The sequence below is a fragment of the Elusimicrobiota bacterium genome (assembly GCA_041660925.1).
Lineage (GTDB): Bacteria > Elusimicrobiota > Elusimicrobia > UBA1565 > UBA1565 > JBAZUV01.
Genome location: JBAZVI010000001.1, coordinates 280,302 through 304,938, shown reverse-complemented (window position 1 = coordinate 304,938; position 24,637 = coordinate 280,302). Strand labels below are relative to the sequence as shown.

At 69.5% G+C, this 24,637-nt stretch carries 19 protein-coding genes, 1 pseudogene and 1 riboswitch; of the genes and pseudogenes, 9 read left to right on the top strand and 11 right to left on the bottom strand.

The features are described 5' to 3' along the window. The first annotated feature begins 36 nt into the window (after positions 1-36). Both WC969_01235 and WC969_01230 read left to right on the top strand, forming a co-directional pair. Positions 37-1,044, top strand: a complete 1,008-nt coding sequence (locus tag WC969_01235; GenBank protein ID MFA6028453.1) for a DegT/DnrJ/EryC1/StrS family aminotransferase — start codon at positions 37-39, stop codon at positions 1,042-1,044. Next, a complete protein-coding gene (locus WC969_01230) occupies positions 1,034-2,101 on the top strand; it encodes a radical SAM protein (protein MFA6028452.1) in 1,068 nt (355 codons plus the stop codon). Before WC969_01235 ends, WC969_01230 begins: the two co-directional genes overlap by 11 nt. A gap of 50 nt (positions 2,102-2,151) precedes the next feature. Here WC969_01230 and WC969_01225 read toward each other — a convergent pair whose 3' ends face one another. Then, positions 2,152-2,958: a lytic transglycosylase domain-containing protein gene (locus WC969_01225; protein ID MFA6028451.1), complete on the bottom strand. Its 807-nt coding sequence runs from the start codon at positions 2,956-2,958 to the stop codon at positions 2,152-2,154. A 161-nt stretch (positions 2,959-3,119) separates the two neighbouring features. Here WC969_01225 and WC969_01220 point away from each other — a divergent pair, with 161 nt between their 5' ends. Both WC969_01220 and WC969_01215 read left to right on the top strand, forming a co-directional pair. Next, a complete protein-coding gene (locus tag WC969_01220; GenBank protein ID MFA6028450.1) occupies positions 3,120-4,493 on the top strand; it encodes a PAS domain S-box protein in 1,374 nt (457 codons plus the stop codon). Next, complete coding sequence (locus WC969_01215; protein MFA6028449.1) at positions 4,490-5,170, top strand: spermidine synthase; 681 nt, start codon at positions 4,490-4,492, stop codon at positions 5,168-5,170. Before WC969_01220 ends, WC969_01215 begins: the two co-directional genes overlap by 4 nt. Positions 5,171-5,206: 36 nt before the next feature. Here WC969_01215 and WC969_01210 read toward each other — a convergent pair whose 3' ends face one another. From WC969_01210 to WC969_01180, 7 genes and pseudogenes are all read right to left on the bottom strand, one after another. Next, positions 5,207-5,899 carry a hypothetical protein gene (locus WC969_01210; GenBank protein ID MFA6028448.1) on the bottom strand — a complete coding sequence of 231 codons (693 nt, stop codon included), beginning with the start codon at positions 5,897-5,899 and terminating at the stop codon, positions 5,207-5,209. Beyond that, positions 5,900-6,514 (bottom strand): hypothetical protein, encoded by a 615-nt coding sequence (locus WC969_01205; GenBank protein ID MFA6028447.1) that lies wholly within the window; start codon positions 6,512-6,514, stop codon positions 5,900-5,902. Beyond that, positions 6,511-6,882, bottom strand: coding sequence for a response regulator (locus tag WC969_01200; protein MFA6028446.1), 372 nt, complete (start codon positions 6,880-6,882; stop codon positions 6,511-6,513). Before WC969_01200 ends, WC969_01205 begins: the two co-directional genes overlap by 4 nt. Before the next feature lie 151 nt (positions 6,883-7,033). Further along, positions 7,034-7,339: pseudogene (locus WC969_01195) on the bottom strand (DMT family protein). After that, entirely contained in the window at positions 7,336-9,861 is a 2,526-nt protein-coding gene (locus tag WC969_01190) for a glycogen/starch/alpha-glucan phosphorylase (GenBank protein MFA6028445.1), read from the bottom strand. The pseudogene WC969_01195 and the gene WC969_01190 overlap by 4 nt, the downstream one beginning before the upstream one ends. Positions 9,862-9,871: 10 nt before the next feature. After that, positions 9,872-12,127 carry an acetate--CoA ligase family protein gene (locus tag WC969_01185; protein ID MFA6028444.1) on the bottom strand — a complete coding sequence of 752 codons (2,256 nt, stop codon included), beginning with the start codon at positions 12,125-12,127 and terminating at the stop codon, positions 9,872-9,874. A gap of 55 nt (positions 12,128-12,182) precedes the next feature. After that, entirely contained in the window at positions 12,183-13,607 is a 1,425-nt protein-coding gene (locus WC969_01180; protein ID MFA6028443.1) for an NAD(P)H-binding protein, read from the bottom strand. A gap of 29 nt (positions 13,608-13,636) precedes the next feature. Between WC969_01180 and WC969_01175 the strand changes: the two genes are divergently transcribed. From WC969_01175 to WC969_01155, 5 genes are all read left to right on the top strand, one after another. Further along, entirely contained in the window at positions 13,637-14,596 is a 960-nt protein-coding gene (locus tag WC969_01175; protein ID MFA6028442.1) for an ROK family protein, read from the top strand. Between the two features lie 78 nt (positions 14,597-14,674). Continuing rightward, positions 14,675-14,762: riboswitch (cobalamin riboswitch) on the top strand. A 121-nt stretch (positions 14,763-14,883) separates the two neighbouring features. Next, positions 14,884-17,010, top strand: a complete 2,127-nt coding sequence (locus WC969_01170) for a TonB-dependent receptor (protein MFA6028441.1) — start codon at positions 14,884-14,886, stop codon at positions 17,008-17,010. 399 nt (positions 17,011-17,409) lie between these two features. Further along, positions 17,410-18,258, top strand: a complete 849-nt coding sequence (locus WC969_01165) for a hypothetical protein (GenBank protein MFA6028440.1) — start codon at positions 17,410-17,412, stop codon at positions 18,256-18,258. Positions 18,259-18,469: 211 nt separating this feature from the next. Next, on the top strand, positions 18,470-18,967 hold the full coding sequence (locus WC969_01160; GenBank protein ID MFA6028439.1) for a hypothetical protein: 498 nt from the start codon (positions 18,470-18,472) through the stop codon (positions 18,965-18,967). Then, positions 18,967-19,758, top strand: coding sequence for a histidinol-phosphatase HisJ family protein (locus WC969_01155; GenBank protein ID MFA6028438.1), 792 nt, complete (start codon positions 18,967-18,969; stop codon positions 19,756-19,758). The genes WC969_01160 and WC969_01155 overlap by 1 nt, the downstream gene beginning before the upstream one ends. 134 nt (positions 19,759-19,892) lie before the next feature. On the opposite strand, the gene WC969_01150 is transcribed toward WC969_01155, so the two are convergent. The 3 genes from WC969_01150 to WC969_01140 form a co-directional block, all read right to left on the bottom strand. After that, positions 19,893-21,992: a prolyl oligopeptidase family serine peptidase gene (locus WC969_01150; GenBank protein MFA6028437.1), complete on the bottom strand. Its 2,100-nt coding sequence runs from the start codon at positions 21,990-21,992 to the stop codon at positions 19,893-19,895. A 106-nt stretch (positions 21,993-22,098) separates the two neighbouring features. Then, positions 22,099-23,376: an AmmeMemoRadiSam system protein B gene (gene amrB, locus WC969_01145; GenBank protein ID MFA6028436.1), complete on the bottom strand. Its 1,278-nt coding sequence runs from the start codon at positions 23,374-23,376 to the stop codon at positions 22,099-22,101. 25 nt (positions 23,377-23,401) lie between these two features. After that, entirely contained in the window at positions 23,402-24,376 is a 975-nt protein-coding gene (locus tag WC969_01140; GenBank protein ID MFA6028435.1) for a lytic murein transglycosylase, read from the bottom strand. Positions 24,377-24,637 lie beyond the last annotated feature (261 nt).

Genomic DNA, 24,637 nt, shown 5'->3' with positions numbered 1-24,637 from the left:
CCGTCCTTTCCCAGGGAATGGTATAGTCGCGTTCCGATGGGGAACGGGACGCCCGTGAGCGCGAGGATCTTCGACCCGCACCGGATCGACCGGCCGGCGGAAGCTCCCGGCCGCGCTCCGTCTCCCGTCCCCGTCGAGCGCTTCGAGCGGGAGTTCGCCGAGTTCATCGGCCGCCGGTACTGCCGGCTCACCTCCGGCGGCGCCGCCGCCCTGAAGACCGCGCTCGGGGCGCTGCGTCCGAAGAAGGTCGCCCTCACCGACCTGACCCATCCCTCGCTGCTCGAGGCGGTCCGGTACGCCGGGGCCCGAGCGGTGCTCCTCGACGTCGACCTCCGGACGCTCAACGTCTCGAAGAAGGCCCTCGCCGCGGCCCGCGGGAGCTACGACCTCTTCCTCTGCGCGCACATGTTCTCCACGCCCGGCCTTCCGGGGGCGCCGGGCTCCGTCGTGGGCCGCGGTCGGCCCCCGATGGTCGAGGACGCCTCGCAGATCGTCGGCGCCGGGCGCGGCGGACGGAGATATGGCTCGTTCGGGCTCATCGGGGTCTTCTCGCTCTCCCCGTACAAGCCGGTCTCAGCTCCGTGGACGAAGGCCGGCGCCGTGGTCTGGGACGACCCTGGACTCTCGGCGAGGATCGCGGACGTCTTGAAGCGCTTCCCGGTCCCGGACGCGCGGACCGCGGGCTATCTCTCGATGAAGCTGGAGCGGCTGCCCGAGACGCTCGACGGCCTCAAGAAGACGAACCGTTTCTATCGCAAGGCTCTGGCGGGGCTCCCCGGCCTTGCCCTGCCCAGGGTCGCGGATGCGGCGCAGGAGTTCCCGGTCCTCACGGAGCGCCGCGCGGAGCTCGAGCGGCATCTTTCGGCGGCCGGGATCCCGCTCGAGTACGTCTACATGCCGCTGCACGGGCGCCGCGCGTCCCCGGGCCTGCCGTCGGCCTCGGACTATCTGCGCCGCGCCCTGCACCTGCCGGTCTATCCGGGCATGACGGAGGCGGAAGCGTCCTACGTCGCGGGCGCCGTCCGGAAGTTCTTTGCCCGCTAGACTCCTCGAGCCGAACTACATCGCGCTGGACCTGACCTACCGCTGCCCGCTCTCCTGCGATTTCTGCTTCATGTCCAGGAGCGGCTGCCGCGGCACGTCCCGCAGGGAGCTGCGCCTCCCCGCGCTCAAAAAGCTCGTGGACGCGCTCTCCGGGAAGCCCCGGGAGTTCTGGATCTGCGGCGGCGAGCCCGCGCTGCGGCCCGACCTGCCGGAGCTCGTCGCCTGCATCAAGGCGCGCGGCCACCGCTGCTTCGTGACCAGCGGCGGCTGGCCGATGAAGAAGGAGACCGCCCTCCGGCTCCTCGAGGCGGGCATCGACGAGATCGTGTTCTCGCTGCACGGGACTCCCGCGGTGCACGACCGCGTCGTCGGGGCGAAGGGCGCCTTCGCGCGCACGGCGGCGCTCTGCGCGGCCGTCAACGCCTCGCCGCTCAAGGGGAACACGCGCCTGAGCGTCTGGTGCACCATCCATCCGCGCAACCATCGGAACCTCCATGCGGCCTACAAGGCGTTCAAGGCCCTGCGCCCCGACCACATCGCCTTCAACCATCTGGAGTACGTCCGGAGCAGGGACATCGCCGCCGTCCGGGACCTCTTCCGCAGGGAGCTCGGCTGCGGCACGGCGGTGAAGGCCTCCGAAGAGCTCGCGCGCGGCATGGACGTCGCCCGGCTGCTGCGCGAGATGGCGAGGATCCGGGCGGAGCGCGACCCTTCGGTCCGCTTCGAGCTGGACCTCACGCCCGCGGAGATCCGCGCATGGTACGACCCGGCCGCCGAGGTCCCCAAGAAGGGCTTCTGCCTGGGGCAGTGGAACTGCCTCTGGGTCGTCCCGGACGGGACCCTCGTCTCCTGCCAGCCGCTGGGACACCGCCTCGGGCGCCTGCGCGGCGGCGACTATCGCCGGGCGTTCAACGGACCGGCGTACCGCCGTTTCCGGGCGCTGCTCATGCGGCAGGGCGGCTTCCTCGGCGTCTGCTCCCGCTGCGGGCGCAGCTCGCACTCCAGCGAGCATTACGAGCGTACGCAGGGCGCGCAGGCTCGCCGTCCTCGAGCGTAGACGCGCGAAAAGCGCGACCCCTTGCGGCGGCGGCCGCGCTTCTGACGTGCTCAGATGTAGTTCAACTGCTGCCGGAAGTAGTCGTAGTACTCAGCGACTTTCTGGACGTATTTGCGAGTCTCGCGGTAGGGGGGGACTCCCTGGTACTTCTCGACGGCGCCGGGGCCCGCGTTGTAGGCCGCGATCGCGGCTTTGACGCCGTTGTCGGCGAAAGGGTTGACCGTCGAGAGCTGGGCCATACTGACGTCCGAGAACTTGTCGAACATCTGCTTGAGGTAGCGGACCCCGGCCTGGATGTTCACTTCCGGGTTGTAGAGCTGAGAGGCGTTGCGCACGCCCAGGCCGCGGCCCGTGCCGGGCATCACCTGCATGAGGCCGCGTGCGCCATGTGGGCTGCGCGCCCGCTCGTTGAATTCCGATTCCTTCTTCATGACCGAGAGCACGAGGAGGGGGTCGGCGCCCTGCTCTTTGGATTCGGAGATGACGGTGTCCACGATGCGGTTCGAAACGCCGTGGCGGCTCATCATGGCGCGGATCTTGGCGTCGTCCACGGCCGGGGCTCCCATGGAGGCATGGGCGCCTGTGCCGTCGAAATAGCCGCTCCACCGGTTGGCCTGGCCCTCGGGCGCTTCGGCGGGCCCGAGCGCGAAGCTCCCGCCGAGCCTTTTAGCCAGGAGCTCCTGGGTCTCCAGCGAGAATCCGGGCTGGGCCTTCGTGCCGAAGCGGACGGGCTCGGGGGCGGAAAGAGTGTCGCCGTTGGCCTTCGAGGCCTGGGCGTCGTCGTCGCCGGGCTTGCAGCCGGAGAGCGCTACGAGGAGCGCGGGGAGGAGGAGGGCCTTCGGGAGTCCGAGCTTCATCATGGATAGGATAGCCGGATGGCCGCGAGCATCATGTGACAAGAGGCCCAGGCCCGAATAGGCCCTAAGGCCTACGCGGCGCCCCTCTTGCCGCGCCCGGGCTCCGTTTGCCGCGGAATCAGCTATAATCCGCGCAGGAGCCCTCTGCGGGTTCTAACGGCATGCTGAACACGTTCATCTCCTTTCGGACTCCTCTGCGGCGCTACGCCGGCCTCGCCGGCGCGCTCTGGACGGCGATGCTGTTCCTCTCATGGGGCTGGAACCTCCATACGCAGAACCTGAGCGTGCAGGCGATCGCGGAGGACGAGGCCCGGACCATCGTCGACATGGACAACTCCTTCCGGAAGTGGGTCAGCGGGCACGGCGGGGTCTACGTGCCGTTGACGTCGGAGACCGCCGCGGAACCCGCCATGCACGGTTCCGGGAAGGACGTCCGGACTCCTGAGGGCCGCCGGCTCACGCAGATCAGCCACGCCTACGCCATGCGGCAGATCTACGCCGAGCGGGCCCGGAAAGGGCTTCCCTACGGGGGCATCGCGAGCCTGGACAGCGTCCGCTCCGGTCCCCCCGAGCCCTGGAAGCGGACGGCCCTGGAATCCTTCCTGAGCGGGAAGACGGAAAGCATGTCTTTATCGGGAGAGGGCCGCGGCGCGCAGCTGAACTACATGCGCGCCTTTCGCACCGACGCGGACTGTCTCTCCTGCCATGCGCAGGACGGATATCGGCTCGGGGACATCCGCGGCGGGATCTTCAGCACGGTCCCCCTGGCGCCACTTCTGGAGGCCGAACGTGCGCTGCACGTCTCCCTCATCGTCTGGCATCTTCTCATCTGGGGCCTGGGGCTGGCCGGCATCTCGCTGGCCTATCTGGGGCTCGACCGGGCCATGACGCGGATGTGGGTGAGCGAGGAGCGCTACCGCTGCCTCTTCTCCACCTCGCGCGACGCCCTGATGACGCTGACGCCTCCGTCCTGGGCCTTCACCTCGGGAAACCCGGCGACCGTCGCCATGTTCGGGGCGAAGGACGAGGCGGAGTTCACCTCCCGCGGGCCCTGGGAGCTCTCGCCCGAGCGGCAGCCGGACGGGCGGCCCTCCGCCGAGAAGGCCCGCGAGATGATCGAGACGGCCATGCGGGAGGGCTTCCACCTCTTCGAGTGGACGCACCGGCGCCTCAACGGCCAGGATTTTCCCGCCGAGGTCCTTCTGACCCGGACGGAGGCGGAAGGAAAGGCCTTCCTGCAGGCGACGGTCCGGGACATCACCGAACGCAAGAACGCGGAGGCGGAGCGCCAGGTCACCATCCAGACGCTCCAGGACGCGCTCACGCAGGTGAAGCTCCTCAAGGGCTTCATCCCCATCTGCGCGTCCTGCAAGAAGATCCGCGGCGACAAGGGCTTCTGGGAATCGGTGGAGACCTATATCTCCCAGCACAGCGAAGCCCGCTTCTCGCACGGCATCTGCCCGGACTGCGGCAAGAAGCTCTACGGCGACCTCTACGACCGGGAGTTCCCCGAGGGCAAAGGCCCCGGGGCATGATCCCCTGGGAGCTGCTCGGCCGCGCGAAAGTCTCCGTGAGCGGTGAAGAGCTCACGCTCCACCGGCGCGGCGGCGAGTATTCCATCAAGGTGGACGGCAGCCTCCTCATGGACAGCAGCGCCCACTCCTCGGAGGACGCCCTCGCCGAGATCGTCATCCCGCGCCTGCACTCCCTCCCGCGCCCCCGCGTCCTCGTCGGCGGACTCGGCATGGGCTTCACGCTTGCCGCGGCGCTCAAGGGGCTCGGACCCGCGGCCCGGGTGGACGTCTCGGAGCTCGTGCCCGAGGTCGTCGAATGGAACGGGGGGCCGCTCGGCGCCCTGGCCGGCTACCCCCTGAAGGACCGCCGCGTCAGCGTTCTTCTCCGCGACATCGCGCTCGTCCTGCGGGAGGCGCGGGAGACCTACGACGCCGTCCTTCAGGACGTCGACAACGGGCCGCAGGGGCAGACGATGAAGGCCAACGACCGGCTCTACTCGGAGGAGGGCCTGTCGGAGGCCCGCGCCGCGCTGCGTCCCAACGGCATCCTCGCCTTCTGGTCGGCCCGGCCGAACAAGCCCTTCGTCAAGCGTCTGCGCCGGGCGGACTTCGAGGTCTCCGAGGTCCCGGTCCGCAGCCGGGGTCATCGGGGCGCCCACTACGTCGTCTGGGTCGCCGTCCGCAAAGACCGGCCTTAGCCCCCCTCTCTCCAAAGGAAGGGGGGCGGCTCTGTTTCAGGGCTTCGGGGCGGGGGGCGGCTCTTCGGGGGCGGGGGCGGCGAGTTCGGCCTTCTTGGCGGCGATGAGCGTCTCGGTGACGCGGTCGGTGAGGTCCCAGGAGGGGTCGACGTAGAGGAGCCCGGCCGCGGAGGCGTCGGTCACGCGTTGGACCCGCGACTCGCGCGCCACCTTCTCCAGCGCGTAGCGGAAGTCGCGGCGGACCTCGGCGGCCATCTCGTCCTCTTTCGAGAACTCGCGCTCGTAGTTGCGCTCTCCCTGCCCGATGGCTCCGCGGACGGCGCGGTAGGTCCCCAGCGGGAGCGCGGTGGGGGGGTAGAGCATCAGCCAGTCGGTGGCGCGGTCGGCCTGCCGCTTCGTGCTCTTCCAGAGCTGCTCGAAGGTGCTGTCCTTCTTCAGGAAGTAGCCGTCGTAGGCGGTCTTGAGCCCCGGGTCCTTGAGGAGCGCCTGGCGGTAGCCCGCGAGCACCCGGCCGGAGTCCACGAAGAACTCGCTCGGGAAGGGGGCGGCGGGGTCCTCGGGGTTCACGGTGAAGGGCGGGGCGATGAAGTGGGCCGCGACGGTGCTGCGGCGGACTTCGAAGGAGGCCGGCATGGCTTCGGGGCCCTTATGGACGCGCCGGCGCAGGCGTGCGCAGCCGGGCAGGAGGAGGGCGGCGGACAGCGTGAGGAGCAGGACGCGGCGGCTCATTCAGGCGTTCTCGGGCTTGTTCGCGAGGGTGATGAGGCGCTTGACCACCGCCGCGTCGAGCATGAGCAGCATGCTGCAGACCGCCGAGAGGGTGTCGGCGTACATCTCGACGTGGGTCAGCACGACCGTGTCCTTGCGCCCGTCGAACTTCTCGAGCACGCCGACGGTGAGCTCGGCCTTGCGCCCCGTCGAGATCTGCGGGACCGAGAGGATGATGGAGAGGTTGAAGGTGTCGGCCATCGCCTTCACGACGCCCTGGCCGAGGATGTTGGCGATCTCCCCCACGATGACCTTGTTGCGCTCGGGGAGGGCCTTCATCGCGGGAGAGGCCTTCGTGATGACGTCGGCGATGGGCTCGGCGCTCCAGTCCGGGAAGAGCATGAGGAACTCGAGCGGGAGAAGGGACTGCGAGCGCATGTGCGCGCCGATGTGCAGGACCGGCTCGTTGTGGAAGATGCTCAGCGCGCGCACGATGGGGACGACCTCGACGCTGGCCGAGACCACGTTCCACTTCGTCCCGGAGAGCTTGGCCAGACGCTCGCCGCTGAGCTGGACGCCGGCCTCGATGAGCTTGGAGAGGAAGGAGAGTTCGTCCGCGGTGAAGATCTCGTTCACGCGGGGCGCTTGCCGAAGGCCAGGTCGATGGCCGAGGCGAGGTCTTTGGATTCGAAGGGCTTGCTGACCAGCGGGGTCTTCATCTGCTTCGCGTAGTCGAGCACGCGCTTCTGGTCGTTGCCGCTGACGAGGACGACGCGGGCGGAGGGGGAGATGTGCCGCAGTTCGCGCAGGACCGCGAGCCCGTCCATGTCGGGCAGGGAGATGTCGAGGGTCACGAGGTCGGGCCGGAGCTTCTTGAAGGCGTCGAGCCCCGCCTGCCCGCTCTCGGCCTCGCCGACGATCTCGTGGCCGAGGGCGCTCAGCATCTCGGTGAGGAGCACGCGGGACATCGGAGAGTCGTCGACGACCAGGACCTTGTAGGCCATACCCGGATTGTAGCAGGGGCCTCTGCCCCTCGCAAGGGCGTTCTTCTCAGCCGTTGTGCGCCGGGATCGGGGCCCGGTCGGAGGCGTCCGCATGCGTCGAGACCGGCGCTCGAGGGGCCGGGCGGGGCGCGGGGGTCCAGAAGGCGCAGACCACCGCCGCGACGACGAAGGTCAGCGCGAGGGCGTGGTTGAGGCGGAGCTTCTCTCCCAGGTAGGCCCACGCGAAGACCACGAACACGCAGACGGTGACGACCTCCTGGATGATCTTCAGCTGGTAGCCGCTGAACTGCCCGTAGCCCCAGCGGTTGGCCGGCACCTGGAAGCAGTACTCGAAGAAGGCGATCCCCCAGCTCGCCAGGATGGCCAGCCAGAGCGGTGCGCCTCGATGCTTCAAGTGGCCGTACCAGGCCAGGGTCATGAAGGTGTTGGAGACGACGAGGAGGAGGACGGTGCTCATGTTCGGCCGCCCTTCTGCGCGCAGGGCAGGAGCTGGACGTCCCAGATGTCCTTGGCGTACTCCCGCACCGTGCGGTCGCTCGAGAAGCGGCCCGACATCGCGGTGTTGACGATGGAGGACTTCGTCCACGCGTCGGTCTTGCGCCAGCGCCGGTCCGCCTCGTCCTGGGCGCGGACGTAGTCCTCGAAGTCGGCGAGCACGAGGTAGGGGTCGTCGTTGAGGAGGGAGTCCACCAGCGGACGGAAGAGCCCCGGCTCGACCTGGGAGAAGAAGTCGGAGCGGATGAGGTCGAGGACCTCGCGCAGCTCCGGCGAGCGCTCGGCGTAGTGGGCGGGCCGGTAGCCCGCGGCGCGCAGCTGGACCACCTCCGGCGCCTTCAGGCCGAAGATGAAGCAGTGCTCGGGCCCGACCGCCTCGGCGATCTCGATGTTGGCCCCGTCGAGCGTCCCCATCGTGAGGGCGCCGTTCATCATGAACTTCATGTTCCCGGTGCCCGAGGCCTCGGTGCCGGCCGTCGAGATCTGCTCGGAGAGGTCGCAGGCGGGGACGATCTTCTGCGCCAGCGAGACGTTGTAGTCCTCGAGGAAGGCGACCTTGAGGCGGTCCCGGATCCCCCGGTCGGCGCTGATGACCCCGCCCACCGAATTGATGAGCTTGATGATGAGCTTGGCCATCCCGTAGCCGGGGGCGGCCTTGCCGCCGAAGAGGGCGACGCGGGGCACGAAGTCCCGGTTGGGCTCGGCCTTGATGCGCAGGAAGCGGTGGACGAGGAAGAGCGCGAAGAGGAGCTGGCGCTTGTACTCGTGGATGCGCTTGACCTGGATGTCGAAGAGGGCGTCGGGGTCCGCGCTCACGCCCGTGCGCGCGCCGATGATCGCCGCCAAGCGGACCTTGTTCCGGCGCTTGGCCTTGCGCCACTCCTCGCGGAAGGCGGCGTCCTCCTGGAGGGGGAGCAGCTTCTGGAGCCGGTCGAGGTCCACGGGCCAGCCCTCGCCGAGAGACTTCGTCAGGATCCTCGCGAGCGGGGGATTGCTCTCGAGCAGCCAGCGCCGGGGGGTGACGCCGTTGGTCTTGTTGTTGAAGCGCTCGGGCCAGAGCTCGAAGAAGTCCTTGAAGAGCGTGGTCTTCAGGAGCTCGGAGTGCAGCGCCGAGACGCCGTTGACCGAGAAGCTCCCCACGACCGCGAGGTGGGCCATGCGGATGCGCTTCTCCCCGTCCTCTCCGACGATCGACATGCGGCGCAGGCGGTCCGTGTCGCCGACCCAGCGCAGGGCGACCTCGCGCAGGAAGCGGGCGTTGACCTCGAAGATGATCTCGAGGTGGCGGGGCAGCAGGCGGCCGAGCAGGGCCGCGGACCAGGTCTCGAGGGCCTCGGGCATGAGGGTGTGGTTCGTGTAGGCGAAGACCCCGGTCGTGATCGTCCACGCGGTGTCCCAGTCGAGCTTCTCGTCGTCGAGCAGGATGCGCATGAGCTCGGCGATGGCGAGCGCGGGGTGGGTGTCGTTGAGCTGGATGCAGACCTGCTCGGGCAGGTCGCGCAGGTCCGGGTTGTGGACCTTGAAGCGGCGCAGGATGTCGGCCAGCGAGGAGGCGCTCAGGAAGTACTCCTGCTTGAGCCGCAGCTCCACGCCCGCCGAGAAGCTGTCGTTGGGGTAGAGGACCTTCGTGAGGTTCTCGGAGGAGATCTTGCGGTCGTAGGCCTTCACGTAGTCCCCGTGGTTGAAGACGTCGAGGTCGAACTCCTCGGTGCCTTTCGAGGACCACAGGCGCAGGGTGTTGACGACGTCGTTGCGGAAGCCCGGGATGGGCATGTCGTGCGGCATGGCCAGCACGTCCTCGGTGTCCACCCACTCGGCGACGCGGCGGCCGTCCTTGTCGGTGTAGTGGTTCGAGCGTCCGCCGAAGCGCACGCGGATGGTGTACTCGGGGCGGGCGATGGCCCAGGGGTTGCCCAGCTTCAGCCACTTGTCGGCGTGCTCGACCTGGTAGCCGTTCTGGATGGACTGCTTGAAGATCCCGTAGTCGAACATGATGCCGTAGCCGTTGGCGGGGACGCCGAGCGAGGCCATGGAGTCCATGAGGCAGGCGGCGAGGCGGCCGAGGCCGCCGTTGCCCAGGCCCGCGTCGGGCTCGCGCTCGTAGAGGGCGTCGAGGTTCACGTCGTAGGATTTGAGCGCCTCGCGCAGGGGCGTCTCGATGTCGAGGTTGGTGACGCCGTGTCCGAGGAGGCGGCCGATGAGGAACTCCATCGAGAGGTAGTAGACGCGCTTGAGGTTCTGCTTGTGGTAGCGCTGCTGGGTCTTGATCCAGCGCTCGATCATGCGGTCGCGCACGAGCAGGGCCGTCGACATGTAGTCGTCGTGCGGGGTGGCCGTGTACTCGTCCTTGGCGATGGAGAAGGTCCGCCGTTCCTGGAAGGACTGGCGCATGTCGTCGGCGCCGAGCCCGTTGCGCTCCTCGCGGCACATCGGCGGCGACTGCGGCAGAACGGGAGTCTTCGGCTTCAGGGTGCTCTTGGCCATGGGCTTCTCCTCAGTCCTTGCGGCAGCTGCGATAGCGCGCGTAGGCGCGCAGGGCGCGGTCGGCGGCGCGGAAGACGGGCAGGCCGCGCTCCTGCGCGAGGCGCGCGTAGGGGTCGTAGAGCGCGCCCGAGGCGACGCAGAAGAGCACGGGCTTGCCCGCGGACTTCGCGAGCGCTCCCAGGCGCGCCGGCACCGAGGCGTCGAGGCCCTCGGCCGGCAGCGTCTTCATCGCCGGGGTCAGCGGGATGATGGCGACGACCGCCCCCCCCACCCTGGGGGAGGCGAGCGCCGCCTCGCAGACGCGCACGATGGGCTCGTCGGCGCCCATCGGGGTGATGTCGAAGGGGTTTCGCGCGTCGACGATGCCGTCGAGCTTGAACTCCTTGAGGGCCGCCTCCATGCGCGCCGTCGTCTCCTTGTCCAGGTCGGCGGCGCGGATGGGCCCGTGGGGGAGGATGCTGTCGGCCATCCCGGCGCTCTCGAAGCCGGCGTTGCTGAGAGCGAAGACCTCGGCGCCGAGCTCCTTGAAGTTCCCGCAGAAGCAGGCGAGCTGGGCGAGGTCGTCGAAGTCGTCGAAGGTCTCGGCGACGAGGGCGCCGGCGCGCTCGAGCACGGCGGTCGTGACCACGTGGTCGCCGGCGATGGAGGCGGTGTGCCCCATGACCGCCTTCTGGCCGGTCGGGGTTCGGCCGGCCTTGTAGACGACGACGGTCTTCCCGGCCGCGCGCGCGCGGCGGATCGCGCGGGCCAGACGCAGGCCGTCGCCGGGCTGCAGGCCCTCGAGGTAGACGAGGAGGACGCGCAGGGAGTCGTCGTCGACCGCCTGGTCCACGTAGTCGGAGACGGTGACGTCCATCTGGTTGCCCACGGTCACGCAGTAGGCGGGCTTGAGCCAGGGGTTGCGGCTGACCACCGAGATGACGAAGGCGCCGCTCTGGCTGATGAAGGCGGTGCGGGCCAGCGCGGGGTCCTCGTGCACCGGCATGACGAGCTTCTCCTTGGGGATGAAGAAGGTGTTGACCTTGGCCGGCGAGGAGACGATCCCCAGGGAGTTGCCTCCGCTGACGGCGAAGTCGGGCGCCGAGCGCCGCGCGTCGGCGATCGACTTCAGGACCTGGTCCTTGACCCCTTCGCTGCCGCTCTTCTCTCCCATGCCGCCGCTGATGAGGACGACGCCGCGCACCTTCCCGGAGCGGCCGGCCTCCTCCAGCAGGGCGGGCACCTCGGGGGAGGGGACGGCGACCACGAACATGTCGACCGGCTCCGGGAAATCCGCGGGGCGGGCGAAGCAGCGCGCCCCTTCGATGGGCGCGGCGTTGTCCTTGAGGACGTAGAGCTTCTCGAGCGGGAAGCCGGCCTCGACCACGTTGCGCAGGATGATGCGCCCCATGTTCATCTTCTTCTCGCTGACGCCGGCGACGGCCACGGTGGCGGGCTTCAGGAGGCCGCGCACCGCCCGGTCCGACGGGCGGGAGCGTTCGCGCGGCGCGCCCTCGCCGAAGCGGAGCACGCCGTCGAGGGCGACGATGCGGCCGCGGCTCACGGCGAGGGGGTTGACCTCGACCTCGTCGATGCGCCAGCGGCATGCGCGGCCGTCGAAGCGGGAGAGGAGGCGCGCGAAGCCCTCCAGCCAGCGCAGCATCGCCGCGTCCTCGGCGAGGCGCTTTCCGCCGCGCACGGTCCCCGCGACGTAGCCCCACACCCAGGCCTCCCGGAGGAAGGCCGCCCAGCCGCCGCAGTCGGCCGCGAGCGAAAGGGGCATCACGGCGGGGGAGGTCCCGGGACGCAGGCGCGCGGTGAGCGCCTCGGCGTCGGTCCCGCCCACGCCGAGGGTGAGCAGGGGTCCGAAGCCCGCGTCGGCGCGGGCGCCGAGCATGAGTTCCTGGCCCAGCGAGAAGGCGGCGTGCTCGACGAACTCGCAGACGAGGAGGTCGGCGTCCGGGAAGGCCTTCCGCATGGCCGATACGGCCTTCGAGGCCTCGGCGCGCGCGCAGACCTTCACGCCGCCCGACTCGGTCTTGTGCAGGACCTTGTGCGAGGAGACCTTCAAGACGAGGCGGTCTCCGGGAACCGCGGAGAGGGCCTTCTCGACGGAGTCCTCCGCGCGGAGGACGACGCGCTTCGGGGTCTCGAGCCCGAGGAGGTCGAAGACCGCGTAGACTTCGACCTCGCTGAGGGCCTTGCGGCCTTCGGCGGCGGCTTTCGCGAGCAGGGTCTCGACGGCGTCGAGGGCGGGGTCGGAAAGGGGGGCGGTGGGGGCTTTCATGGGGCTTATTCTAACAATATCGGCCGCCGGGGCGGCGCGGGAACGGCGGGAGCGTCTACGCGAAGCTGCCGCCCGAGGAGATCCGACGGGCGAAGCGGCGCATCGTCCACAGGTGCAGCCGGGCCTGGGTGAGGTTGTAGAGGAACCAGGGCAGGGTGGGGCGGAAGTCGTGGAGGGCCGCGAGCACATAACGCCCGCCGAGGGTCTCCCGGAACTCGATGCGCGGGCGGGAGGCGGCGCGGTGGGTCTTCTGCGCGAGCAGGCCCCCGGTGATGTAGAAGACCTGCCGGTCGGTGTCGGGGCTGCGGTCGTGGGCGAAGGTCAGCTCGAGGAGGAGGGCCCGGGGCCAGAACCAGTAGAGGCGCACGTCGCGCTTCTCGTCCATCTCGGCGCGGATCGGGATGTGGAAGAGGAGGGGGTGCATGGCCCCGTACTGCTCGGCCACCCAGTGGGCGCTGCGCCCCGGCGGCAGGGGGATGCGCTGGACCGAACGCACGTCGGGCTCGGCGGGGGGCAGGTACGCGCGCCGCCTCGGGTGCGGCGACGCGGCCTCGGCCGCGACCGCGCGGCGCACGGCCTCATCGAACGGGGTCGGGGGGCGGCCCTCGGCCTGCTGGAGGACGAGGCTGCGCGCGACCATCGGGTAGCGCATGCTGTCGATGAGGGGGTCCACGAGCTCCCGGGGCGAGCCGGACACCCACGAGAGCCAGCGCTTGCAGAAGAAGGTCCCCTTCAGGGGGAGGTCCACGAAGCGGCGGCGCAGGCCGAGGAGCGCGGCGGAGCGCTCCAGCATCTGCCGGTAGGTGAGGGCCTCGGGGCAGGCGAGGTCGAAAGAGGCGTTCTTCTCGGCGCGGTTCCGGAGGCAGAAGACGATCGCGTCGAGCAGGTCGTCGAGGGCCACCGGCTGGGTCTTCGTGTGCGCCCAGGGCGGGCAGGGGATGACCGGCAGGCGCCGGAGCAGGCGGGAGAGCATGCCCCAGGAGGTCCCGTTGGCGCCGATGACGACGCCCGTGCGCAGGGTCGTCACGGGGACGCCGCGCGAGCCGAGCGTCTCCTCGACCTCCCGGCGGCTGCGCAGGTGCGCGGAGAGCTCCGCGCCCTCGGGCGTGAGCCCGCCCACGTAGACGATGTGCTCGACGCCCGCGGCCGCGGCGGCGCGGGCGAAGTTGTCGGCCAGGATGAGGTCCATGTCCTGGAAGGCGCCCTGCGTCAGGTGCGCGGAGGGCAGCATGGAGTGGACGAGGTAGACGGCCGCGTCGCAGCCGCGCAGGGCCTTCTCGGCCTGCAGCAGCGAGAAGAGGTCGCAGCGCCGCCAGTCCACGGGCCCCCCGCGCGAGTAGATGCCGGAGGGGGCGCCGCGGGTGAGGGCCACGGGGCGCCAGAGCGCGGCGAGTTCCGGGTCGGAGGTGAGGCGGTCGAGCAGCGCCCGGCCGATGAACCCGCTCGCGCCGGCGATCGCGATCGTCTTTTGAGTCGGCATCGGCGAGAGTCTACTGCTATAATCCCGGAATGAGCAAGGGCTTCTACGTCGGCGTGGACGTGGGCGGCACGAAGATCGCCGCCGGGCTCGTCAGCCCCGCGGGGAAGATCCTCGCCTGGGAGAAGGCCTCCACCCCGCGCCGGGGCGGGGCGGCCGAGGTCGTGCGCGTGCTCGTGCGCACCGTGCGCGACGTCATCCGCGACGCGGACCTCAAGCCCCGCCGGCTCAAAGGCATCGGCGTCGGCGTCCCCGGCATCGTGGACGCCGGGGCGGGGAAGGTCCTCGTCGCCCCGAACATCGCGCTGGCCGGCTACCCCATCGCGCGCGAGCTCGAGCGCCGCTTCGACACGGAGGTCGCGCTCGGCAACGACGTGAACCTCGGGGTGCTCGGCGAGCGCTGGCTCGGCGCGGGCAAGGGCGTCGACGACCTCGTAGGCATCTTCCCCGGCACCGGCGTCGGGGGCGGCGTCGTCTGCGGCGGGAAGCTCCTCGTCGGGGCCCACGGCGCGGGCGCCGAGCTCGGCCACATCGTCCTCGACCCCTCCGGTCCGCGCTGCGGCTGCGGGGCCCGCGGCTGCCTCGAGGCCTACGCGAGCCGCACCGCCGTCGAGCGCGAACTGCGCGCCGGCGTGCGCGCCGGCCGCCGTTCCGACATCCTCGCTCTCAACGGCGGCAAGCTCGACGTGGTCAAGAGCAAGGTCCTCGCGCGCGCGCTGCGCCGCCGGGACCCGCTGGTCGGCGCGGTCCTGCGCGCCGCCGCGGAGCGCCTCGGCGAGGCCTGCGTGAGCCTGCGCCACGCCTTCGACCCCGAGGTCTTCGTCTTCGGCGGAGGGCTCGTCGAGGCCTGCGGCGACTTCCTGCTCCCCGTCATCCGCGCGCGCATCGCGAAGGACCCGCTCTTCCGCAAGGTCGGCCCCTGCCGCGTCGTGCGCTCCCGGCTCGGCGACGACGCCGTCGTGCTCGGCGCCGTCGCGCTCGTCAAAGGTTGACGCCTCTGTTTGACGGCTTCCCCCGTATTTGCGACACTCGTGCGCCGTCCGTTCTTTGAGCCGTGCCTTCCTGGCGGAGGAACCCGGTGAGATCCCGGGGCTGCCCCGCAACGGTGATCCGCGCGTGAGCGTCTGAAGCGCTCGCGCCGCGGCTAGTCCGGTCGACCGCCGGGAAGCTCGTCGTGCCTTCGCGGGAAGGAGAAATGGACCCTGTGACGACGGCTTTTCCGTCGTCCGCTATCGCCCATCCCCCGCAGGATGGGTTTTTTGTTGCCTGGAGGCCGTACATGAAGAAGCGCATCGCCGCCGTCCTCTCGTTCGTCCTGGCCGCCGCCGTTCCCGTCCGCGCCGTCGAGGTCGCGTCCGCGTCGTTCGCCGCCCAGCCGGAATCCGTCCGCCGGGAGATCCTCGGCGCCGCGCGCCTCCCGGACGCCCCGCTCGACGAGTCCCGCGTGCCGGGGAGCGTCGCCGTCTACACGCGCGAGGCGATCCGGGCCTCCGGCGCCCGTTCGCTCGCGGAGCTGCTCTCGGCGCAGGCCGGCGTCAACTCCTTCGACAGCATCGGCAACGGCTTCCAGCCGACCCTCGACCTGCGCGGCTTCAACGCGCAGCCCGCGCCGGCCGTCGCCGTCGTCGTCGACGGCGTCCGGGTCAACGAGGCCGACCTCGGGCAGGTCAACTGGCAGCTCATCCCCCTCGAGGACGTCGAGCGCGTCGAGGTGCATCCCGGGCCGTCCACGCTCTACGGCAAGAACGCGCTCGGCGGCGTCGTCGTCGTGACGACGCGCCGCGGCGGCAAGGACCTGGAGGCCGAGGCCGGCTACGGCTTCGGGAGCCATCGGAGGAAGAAGGGCTGGGCGCAGGTCTCCGATACGGCGGGGAGCATCGACTGGCTCCTCTCCGCGTCGAAGGAGCACGACGGCGGCTGGCGCCGTCACTCGGAGGCGGGCGTGAGCACGCTCTTCGCGAAGCTGGGCTACCGGGTCGACAAGCGCTCCGACCTCGCGGTCTCCTACACGCGGGCCGACGACCGGCTCCAGCAGCCGGGTTCGCTGACCTCGGGCGAGGCGGCGCAGGACCCGACCGTCAACGTCTCGGAAGTGGACACGGTCGCGAAGCTGGACATGTTCACCTACAACCAGCGCCAGGCCCTGCCCTGGGACCTCTCCGCGGCGGTCAACGGCTATCTGCGCCAGCGCCGGGAGGCGACGCCGCTCAACCGCGGCCGCAATTCCCTGACCGAGTCGCTCGCGGCGATGAAGGCGCAGGGGCTCACCGGCCAGTTGAGCCGCGACGCCGAGGTCCTCGAGCGGCGCGGCGTGACGACGGCGGGCGTGGAGCTCTCCCGCAGCGAGGCGGAGTCCTCGAGCCGGGGAGACTTCGGGGGCTTCCCCTACCGCAGCGATACGCGCGCGCGCGACGAGTCGCTCGGGCTCTTCGCCGAGCACGTCCAGGACCTCGTCGCCGACCGCGTCTCGCTGAGCGCCGGCGTCCGCTACGACCAGGCGCGCGTGCACTACGACGACCGGGTGACGCCGGGGAACTCCGGGCGGCAATCCTTCCATCGGACGAACCCCCGGGCCGGGCTGAACTTCACGGCCGGCGACGCGCTCAGCGCCTATGTCCTCTATTCGGAGGGCTTCCGCGCGCCGACGGTCAACGAGGTCTCTTCCATCGGGCCCTTCTCCACGAGCATCCTCAAGCCCGTCAAGGCCCGCAACTACGAGGTCGGCGGCAAGGCGCTCCTGGGGGACTCCGCGAGTCTGCGCGTCTCGGCCTACCGGGAGGACGTGCTCGACGACATCTACCCGGTCTTCGACCCCGTCAACGGCTACGGGCGCAACATCAACATCTCGGCGACGAGGCACCTCGGCGTCGAGTGGGGGCTGAAGGGGAACTGGGGCCGCACGCTCGAGGCGCATCTCGAGCACGCCTACACGCGCGCGACCTTCCAGTCCGACCTGACGCTCGACAAGGCCCCGTGGGTCGACTCCCTGTGGCAGCCGGTCACCCAGCAGGTCCATAAAGGGGACCGCCTCCCCATGGTCCCGGAGCACAGGATCTCCGCGGGGGTCGGCGTCCACCCGGCCGAGGGCTGGACCGCCTCCGCCGACGGCCTCTGCGTCGGCGGCCAGCATCTGCTGGGCGACGAGGCCAACGACGAGGCGGAACTGCCGGCCTACTGCACGCTCGGCCTGGGCGGCGTCTATGAGCGCGGGCCCTGGCGGCTCTTCGTGAAGGGGAGCAACGTGCTCGACCGGAAGTTCCCGGTCCGCGGCATCCTCTCGACGAACGCGGGTGTCGTGGAACGCTTCGTGACCCCCGCCTCGGGCGTCAGCGTGTTCGGCGGGGTGAGCTGGCGCTTCACCACCGCCGCGGAGCCGGAGAGGATCCTCCTCTCTTCGGCCCGCTGAGGGGACGGAGCGTCCCCTAGGAGTCCGTCCGAGTAATAGCATGTTCTCCGGTCGCGCGCTATTGGAGCGAGACAAGGAGCGAGGAGCGCGCATAGCTGCGGCTATGTAAGCGACGAGCGACGCCGTCGCAGCCCGATAGCGCGCGACCCGCTCCTCCCATGACTTCTGAGGAAGAGCGGGAGGCCCCATCCCGGCCGTGCGCCGCGTTGCTCCTCGCTCACATAGCGGGGCTATGCTCGCTCGTCGCGCCTTGCGCACGGCTCAGGCTTGGGCCTCCGGGGAATACGCTATTACTCGGACGGACTCCTAGGGCCCAGGCGCGGCCTGGGCCCTAGGGCCCAAGAGGGCCTTTCCGGTGCTATAATGACCTCGAGGTCCTCGACCTCGGAGGCAGAGCGCATGAAGACCCTCGTCGCCGTCCTGTTCTTCGCCGCGGCGTCCGCACAGGCCGCGAGCGCGCCGTATCTCGGCTCGACCGGCTTCTCCTACCCCGGCTTCAAGGCCGTCGCCGCCGCGAAGGCCGAAGGCGTTCCCGTCGTCGCGGGCGAGCCCCGCGACCTCGTCACGGCGGTCCATCTGCTCCCGCGCTGCGGGACCGACAAGCTCATCGGCTTCGCCGACACCCCGGAGCAGTATCAGGAGGCGGTCGCGCTCTGGACGCGCGTCCTGGCCTCGGCGGGCCTGAGCGCCGGGCGTCCGACCTTCGAGCACGGGATCTACACCCTTCCGTACGACGCTCCGCAGGGCCTCGTCCTGCGCGAGTTCATGGCCGACCCGAAGCAGTTCAAGCCGAAGGACCCGGCCGACCTCCTCGCCAACCGCGAGATGACCGTCGCCGCGATGGAGAAGGCCGGCCTCAAGCCGGTCGCCGCCTGGCGCGAGGAACTCGAGGGGATGCTCCCGACCTGGTCGGTCTACTACCTTGCGAAGAAGGAGGCGCGGACCGAGGACGAGAAGCTCGTGCGCATCCTCCATTACGGGGAGGACATCGACGATGACGCCCTCGCCGGCCTCCCGCTGCAGGTCGTGCAGAAGCCGCGCGACTGGATGCGGGTGTACATCGGCCCCGAGCTCGGCATGGTGAGCCTCATCGGGCGGACCCAGGACGAGCTCGACGTGAAGGTGGCCAAGAGGCAGGGGCTCCTCGTCGAGATGGGCAAGAAGATGATCGCGGTGCGCGTGCACCCCATCGCCCCCGAATCCCTCCCTGAGTACCGCTGGCAGGCGAACCTCTACTTCTGGCAGTAGGTTCCGTTCGACGCCGCAAGAGCGCCGGGGCCCGTACGGCCCCGGCTCTCTTTTCCGGCGTCGGACGTTGCCTTTCGCAACTTGTTCAGCCGGACGCCCTCCCCAAAAGTCGCATAAGTTGACGTCAGGCACCATTGAGGTTTTATCGCTCAGATGGGGCGATATAGCGGCCCTATGGCGTCGGGGAGCCGGAATCGGCATAATCTCCTTTATGAAGAGCCACCTTCTGCACTCGCTCGTCGCCGCCGCCGTCTGCGCGGGCGCCGCCGCGGGCTCGAGCGCCGCCCTCCTATCCTGGGCTCCGCACGGCAAGGCGGGCGCGGCCTACGAGCGCTGGGTGCTCGCGCCGGGCGGAGCGGTCTATGAGCGCCTCCACGAGCGCAAGGGCTTCCGCAAGCTCCAGTCGGCCGCCGAGGACGCGCTCGACTCCGCCCGGGAGAAGGCCGAGGAGTTGCGCGAGAAGGCGGCGCCCGCCGACTCCCTCATGACCGCCTGGGAGCGCTCGCCCAAGCGCGAGCGGCTCGCCCACCTCTACAACGTCTCGGCCTGGGCGACGGTCGGCTTCGTCCTCTGCCTCCTCTTCGCGCTCTTCTTCGGCATCTCCTCCATCGGCCACGCGCTCATGCTGGGGCTGAAGGTCACCCTGACGCTCGCCTGCCTCCAGGGAGCGCTGGTCTTCGCGGGGATCCTGGCGGCCAAGGGCGGCTGATGGCCACTTCCTATCACAACCACACCGTCCTCAGCGACGGCCGCCAGGACATCGCGGAGCTCCTCGAGGCCGCGCGCGTCCTCAAGCTCACCGAGGTCGGGATCTCCGACCACCTGGTCCTCCATCCGGAGGGGAAGGTCTTCCGCTGGGGGATGACCTACGACTGCCTGGGCGCCTATGTGCGCGAGGTCCAGGAGGCCGCGCGGAGCGCCGAGCCGACTCTGCGCCTCGGCCTCGAGGCCGACTTCTTCCCCGAGACGGTCGAACGCCTGCGCCCCATGCTGGAGGCCCATCCTTTCGACTATGTCATCGGCTCGGTGCACTTCGCCGGCGGCTTCATGGTGGATTCCTCGCGGGAGGACTGGGAGAAGCTCCTGCCGGAGGAGCGGCAGGCCAAGTGGGACCTCTACTGGGAGCTCGTGCGGCAGATGGCCGAGAGCCGGGTCTTCGATTTCGCCGCGCACCTCGACCTGCCCAAGCGCTTCGGCTGTCGGGACTCCGAGGCGGTCTCGCGGGGGGCGCGGTCGGCGCTCGGCGCCATCGCCGCGGCGGACATGGCCATCGAGATCAACACCTCGGGCTGGTACCTTCCGGCGCAGGAATCGTATCCGAGCGCCGCGCTCCTGCGCGAGGCCCGCGCGCGCTCCATCCCCATCGTCATCAACGCGGACGCCCACGAGGCGGAGAACCTGTCCCGGGGCTTCGTCCGCGCGCGGGAACTCGCGCGCGAATGCGGCTACACGGAGACGGTCCGCTACGAGCGCCGCCGCCGCATCGCTGTCCCGCTCTAGCACGAGACTCGACGCTCAGGCGTCGGCTTTCGTGAGCCCTCTGGTTGGCTGTTGATGATGGATTTCGACGCAAGGCCCGAAGAGTTCCACTGCTTCCACTCAGCTGACCCCAGGCACCGTATGAAGGCGCCGGTTCATCTCTTGATATTGAGCGCTTTGATCAGGAACGCCCCGACGTCCGCGGACTTCTCGATCATCTTCGAGGTGGGCGTTCCCGCTCCGTGTCCGGCCTTGGTCTCGATCCTGAGCAGGATGGGGTTCTCGCCGGACTGCGCGGCCTGAAGACGGGCCGCGAACTTGTAGCTGTGCGCGGGGACGACGCGGTCATCGGACTCCGAGGCGGTGATCAGGGCGGGAGGGTACGCGGTCCCCGGGCGGATGTTATGGTAAGGTGAATAAGCGAGGAGCGCCTTGAACTCCTCGGGTTTGGCGATCTCCCCGTAGTCCACGGTCCACTCGGGCCCCTCGGTGAACATCTGGAAGCGGAGCATGTCCAGCACCCCCACGTCCGGGAGGGCGGCGCCGAAGAGGTCCGGCCGCTGGGTCATGCACGCGCCGACCAGAAGCCCGCCGTTGGAGGAGCCGGAGATGGCGAGCTTGGGGGTCGAGGTGTACTTGCCGGCGATCAGCCATTCGGCGGCCGCGATGAAATCATCGAAGACGTTCTGCTTGCGGGTCTTGATGCCGGCCTGGTGCCACGCCTCACCGTACTCGCCGCCTCCTCGGATGTTGGCGTAGGCGTAGATCCCTCCCATCTCCATCCATTGGATGTTGCGCACGCTGAACGAGGGCGGAGTGATGTAGTTGAACCCGCCGTAGCCGTAGAGGATCGTCGGAGCGGAGCCGTCGAGGGGGACGCCTTTCTTGCGGGCGATCGTCATCGGGACCTTCGTCCCGTCCTTGCTCGTGAAGAACACCTGGGTCGCCGTGAAATCTCCGGGCTCGAACAGGAGTTTGAGCTTCCACACCGCAGACGCCTCGCCGCTGATCGGGTCGAGGCTGAACACCGACGAGGGCGTCGTCAGGCTCGTGATCTGGAAGAACGCGCGCTCGTCCGAGGGGTTGCCGACCAGCGCGGAGATGCCGGAAAGCGGCACCGGCAGCGCGGCGTCGCGAGTCGGCTTGCCATTTTCGTCGAACACTCGGAGCCGTGCGGTCGCGTTCTTGATGTAGGCGAGGATGAGACGATGGTTGACGAGCCGGGCCTCCTGGATCGTGTCGGCGCCCTCGGCCACCAGCGTCTTCCATCCGTAGGGAGCGGCGGAGGTGTCGATGGAAACGATCCTGCCGCGTGGCGCGTCGAGCGAGGTGTGGAAGATCAGACGGGCGCCGATGTTCCCCAAGAACGAGAAACGGCCCTCGGCTTTCTCGACGATCGGGAGCACCCTGGGAGCGTCTCCGGAGGCCTTCAGGTCGGCGAAGTAGACCCTCGTGTCTTTGCTGCTCCCGCCGTGCACGAAGAGGATCAGATAGCGGCCGTCCTCGGAAATCTGCGGTGTGATGTAATCCTTCTTGTTCGAGGGATGCTCGTAGACGATCTTGTCCTCCACCTGCGGAGCGCCCAGGAGATGGAAGTACAGACGGTTGATGCCGGATTCTTCGAATTTGAGGTAATAAAAACCGCTGCCGTCATGAGCCCAGCGCACCGGCGCATGCTTGGACTTCAGGATCGAGTCCTGCAAATCCTTGCCGGTGGAGACATCCCGGACTTTCCATTCGAGCTGGTCGGAGCCGGAGCGGCTCAGCGCATACGCGAACAGTTCGCCGTCCCGGCTGACCGAGGTCTTGCTCACGGAGATCGTGCCGTCCGGGCTCAGCGTATTGGGATCGAGCAGGACTTTTTCGGGATTCCGCAGGTCTTCGGACACGAAGAATACGGGTTGGTTCTGAAGACCCGAGTTGTGGGTATAAAAGTAGCGCTTGCCGTGTTTTTCCGGGACCGAGTACCGTTCGTAGTTCCAGAGCTCGGTGAGACGCTTGCGGATTCGCTCGCGCTCCGGGACCTGGTCGATGAGGGCGCGAGCGGCCTCGTTCTGCTTGAGCACCCACCGATGGACTTCCTCGGACGTCATCTCCTCGAGCCAGCGGTAGGGATCCTTCACCTCGGTCCCGTGGAAAGTTTCCGAGACCTCGACCGTCCGCGTCGCGGGGTAGGAGCCTCCCAAGGCGAGAGATGCCGCGGACTGCGAGAGCAGAAGAATCAACGCCAGACGCGTGAGGGGGGGGGGCACCATCCGATGATTGTAGCAAGTGCCTGCGTCCGCGTACTCCTCCCGCGCATAACGGCGCTTGGGGTCGGTTTCATGGAATGAGTGGACTCGTTCGCCGAACACTCGACGCTCAGGCGTCGAGTTTCGTGGGGAAATAGGCCGAGGCGAAGGACACGACCCCGCCCTGGGGATCGTCGCCTTGCGCGTAGCCCAGCAGGGTCCCGGGCTGGGCGCCCAGGGCCTTCATCCAGCGCACGGCGGTGTAGAGGGCGGAGAGCCCGCAGAGGTGCCGCCAGGCGCCGTCCCCCGAGCCGGAGAGGTAGAAGCCGTCGGCATCGAGCGCGAGGGCCTTCGCGAGCGTCGCGCGGTCCTCCGCCTCGATCTTCTTGCGGAGCTCGGGGGTGAGCTCGAGCTCGTCGCCGAACTTCGGCCCGACATGCGCGAGGTCCACCCCGGCGAGGATCATGATCCGCCCCTTCTTCGCGCGCTTGGCCAGCCGCGTCCCGAGCGCTGAGAGGGCTTTCTCCACGGTCTCGATGGAGGAGGGGGCCTTGTCCGTGCAGAAGCGCTCGAAGCTCGAGACGAGCACCGGCAGCCACGGCGGCGCCTTCTCGCCCCAGAGCGACTTGAGCCAGAGCGCCTGGAACTCGAGGGAGTGCTCGCGGCGGTGGACCCATTCGTCGGCCGCGGGGTCGTACCAGAGCAGGTCCTTGAAGTCCCGGTAGAGCTCAGGGCTCGTCTTCATGGGGCCGTAGGGCGTGTCGTAGTCCTTGCGCGTGAGCGTCCACGGCGAGTCGGGCGAGGCGTGCGCGACGCCGAGCGCCACGACGAGGTCGGGCGGCGGGCACTCGGAGAGGGCCTGATAGCTCCATGCGTAGACGGGACCGCCGCGCTCGAAGTCGATGTGGGGCGCGACGAGGCCGACCGGCGGGGCCTTCCGGGTGGGCTTCTCCGGGACGGGCTTCTTCGGCCCGCGCGCGTCCTCCACCATCAGCTTCGCGAAGAGGGCGGAGAGCTCGGAGGGCTTCTCCGGGTAGCCGGAGCCCGCGAGCGTCGCCTTGCGCACGGGGTTCTGGAGGAACTCGTCGAGGATGCGCTTGCGCGCGAGCAGGACCTTCTCGGTCTCGAGGAGGTCCTCCTTCTCGAGCTCGAGCGCGATGGAGAGGATCTGCTCGAGGGTCAGCTCCACCTTCATGCGCTCGCGCAGGAAGGTCCGGATGTCCTCCGCGGTATGCCGGCCGTCGAATATGGTCGCCAGCGCCATGCCCGCCGGGGAGAGCGCCACGGTGCGCCGCGCGATCCCCTCGGGGTCGTGGAGGGCGAACATCTTGCGTCCTTCGGCGTCGACCGGGACGGGCTCGACGTCTCCGCGCAGGGGGGGGATGGGGCGGTCCTTCTCCTTCTCCATGCGGATATCTTAGGAAATCCCCGGCTTACCGGCGGTGGGTCGGCTTCTTCTTCGGGGGCTTCTTGGGGGCGGGAGGGGGCGCCGGCCGCTCCTCGGGCGGGAGCCGCTGGATGATGTCCGAGCGGAGTTTCAGGACCTCGCGGACGTACTTGTCGGAGTGGTTGTAGGCGTAGATCGACTTCCAGACCGCTCCTCCGCGGCTGAACCCGCCCTTGGGCTTGTAGCCGTTCTGGCGGAGGTAGTTGGCCGTGCTCGCCAATGCGTCCGGCCAGGAGGTCCAGCCGCGCTTGGAATCCCCGTCGAAGTCCACCGCGTAGGCGAGGAACGAGGAGGGCATGAACTGCGTGAAGCCGAAGGCGCCGGCGTAGGAGCCTCCGATGCTCCCCGGGTGGATGTCCTCGGCGCGGCAGATGCGCAGCAGGGCCGCGAGCTCGTGCGCCGCGAAGTCGGCGCGGCCCTTCACGCGCAGGAGCGCGGTGTAGAGCGCGTCGAAGACCGGGTACTGCACCGCGCGGGCGCCGTAGCGCGACTCGACGCCGGCGACGGCGACGAGCAGGAAGGGGTCCACGCCGTAGCGCTCGACGATGCGCGCGAGCAGGGCTTTGTTCTCCAGGTAGAAGCTCGCGCCGCGGGCGATGCGCCCTTCGAGGATCTGCCGGAGCTCCTCGTCGGTGCGCACGATGCCCGGAGAGGAGAAGCGGGCCACGACCTCCTCGAGGACCTGCGGTCCGGGCTCGAAGAAGACGGCGCGGACGTATTCTTCCGGGACGCCCGAGCCCTCGAGCTCGGAGAGGACCATGCGGAAGGCGTCCTCCTTCTCGAGCTGGCGCGCGGCCTTGCGCACGACGCGGGAGGCGGCGACGCGCTCCGCCATGCCCTGCTGGAGGATCGAGAGGTCCCGGAGGAAGGCGCCGTCGGCGAGCCAGGGCTCGGCCGCGCGGGCGGAGCCCGCGGCGAGCAGCGGGAGGACGAGGAGCGGCGCGAGGAGGCTCCGGTGCATCGTCATATTGATACCCCATCCCGACGGCTCCGGGGAGGGTCAATATGCTCGGTCCCCGCATGGGTCCATGGCTCCCTCATCCGAGAAGCCATCCCGATGGCTTCTGCGCACCGGGAACCGCAGGTTCCCGGTCTCCGACGCGTTGTAAAGCATCCGCGCTAGGACCAATGTCGTCTTGCCTCGGCCGCAACGGCTCATGTCGGTCGCGTCCGTCCCGAGCTAGGATGTGTGCGGCCGTCCGGCGGTGAACGCCGCGGCCGG

Excerpts from the sequence above, each read along its gene's own strand:
- WC969_01235 (MFA6028453.1), top strand. The coding sequence starts at position 37 with ATGGGGAACGGGACGCCCGTGAGCGCGAGGATCTTCGACCCGCACCGG.
- WC969_01225 (MFA6028451.1), bottom strand. The coding sequence starts at position 2,958 with ATGAAGCTCGGACTCCCGAAGGCCCTCCTCCTCCCCGCGCTCCTCGTA.
- WC969_01220 (MFA6028450.1), top strand. The coding sequence starts at position 3,120 with ATGCTGAACACGTTCATCTCCTTTCGGACTCCTCTGCGGCGCTACGCC.
- WC969_01215 (MFA6028449.1), top strand. The coding sequence starts at position 4,490 with ATGATCCCCTGGGAGCTGCTCGGCCGCGCGAAAGTCTCCGTGAGCGGT.
- WC969_01210 (MFA6028448.1), bottom strand. The coding sequence starts at position 5,899 with ATGAGCCGCCGCGTCCTGCTCCTCACGCTGTCCGCCGCCCTCCTCCTG.
- WC969_01200 (MFA6028446.1), bottom strand. The coding sequence starts at position 6,882 with ATGGCCTACAAGGTCCTGGTCGTCGACGACTCTCCGATGTCCCGCGTG.
- WC969_01190 (MFA6028445.1), bottom strand. The coding sequence starts at position 9,861 with ATGGCCAAGAGCACCCTGAAGCCGAAGACTCCCGTTCTGCCGCAGTCG.
- WC969_01185 (MFA6028444.1), bottom strand. The coding sequence starts at position 12,127 with ATGAAAGCCCCCACCGCCCCCCTTTCCGACCCCGCCCTCGACGCCGTC.
- WC969_01180 (MFA6028443.1), bottom strand. The coding sequence starts at position 13,607 with ATGCCGACTCAAAAGACGATCGCGATCGCCGGCGCGAGCGGGTTCATC.
- WC969_01175 (MFA6028442.1), top strand. The coding sequence starts at position 13,637 with ATGAGCAAGGGCTTCTACGTCGGCGTGGACGTGGGCGGCACGAAGATC.
- WC969_01170 (MFA6028441.1), top strand. The coding sequence starts at position 14,884 with ATGAAGAAGCGCATCGCCGCCGTCCTCTCGTTCGTCCTGGCCGCCGCC.
- WC969_01165 (MFA6028440.1), top strand. The coding sequence starts at position 17,410 with ATGAAGACCCTCGTCGCCGTCCTGTTCTTCGCCGCGGCGTCCGCACAG.
- WC969_01160 (MFA6028439.1), top strand. The coding sequence starts at position 18,470 with ATGAAGAGCCACCTTCTGCACTCGCTCGTCGCCGCCGCCGTCTGCGCG.
- WC969_01155 (MFA6028438.1), top strand. The coding sequence starts at position 18,967 with ATGGCCACTTCCTATCACAACCACACCGTCCTCAGCGACGGCCGCCAG.
- WC969_01150 (MFA6028437.1), bottom strand. The coding sequence starts at position 21,992 with ATGGTGCCCCCCCCCCTCACGCGTCTGGCGTTGATTCTTCTGCTCTCG.
- amrB (MFA6028436.1), bottom strand. The coding sequence starts at position 23,376 with ATGGAGAAGGAGAAGGACCGCCCCATCCCCCCCCTGCGCGGAGACGTC.
- WC969_01140 (MFA6028435.1), bottom strand. The coding sequence starts at position 24,376 with ATGCACCGGAGCCTCCTCGCGCCGCTCCTCGTCCTCCCGCTGCTCGCC.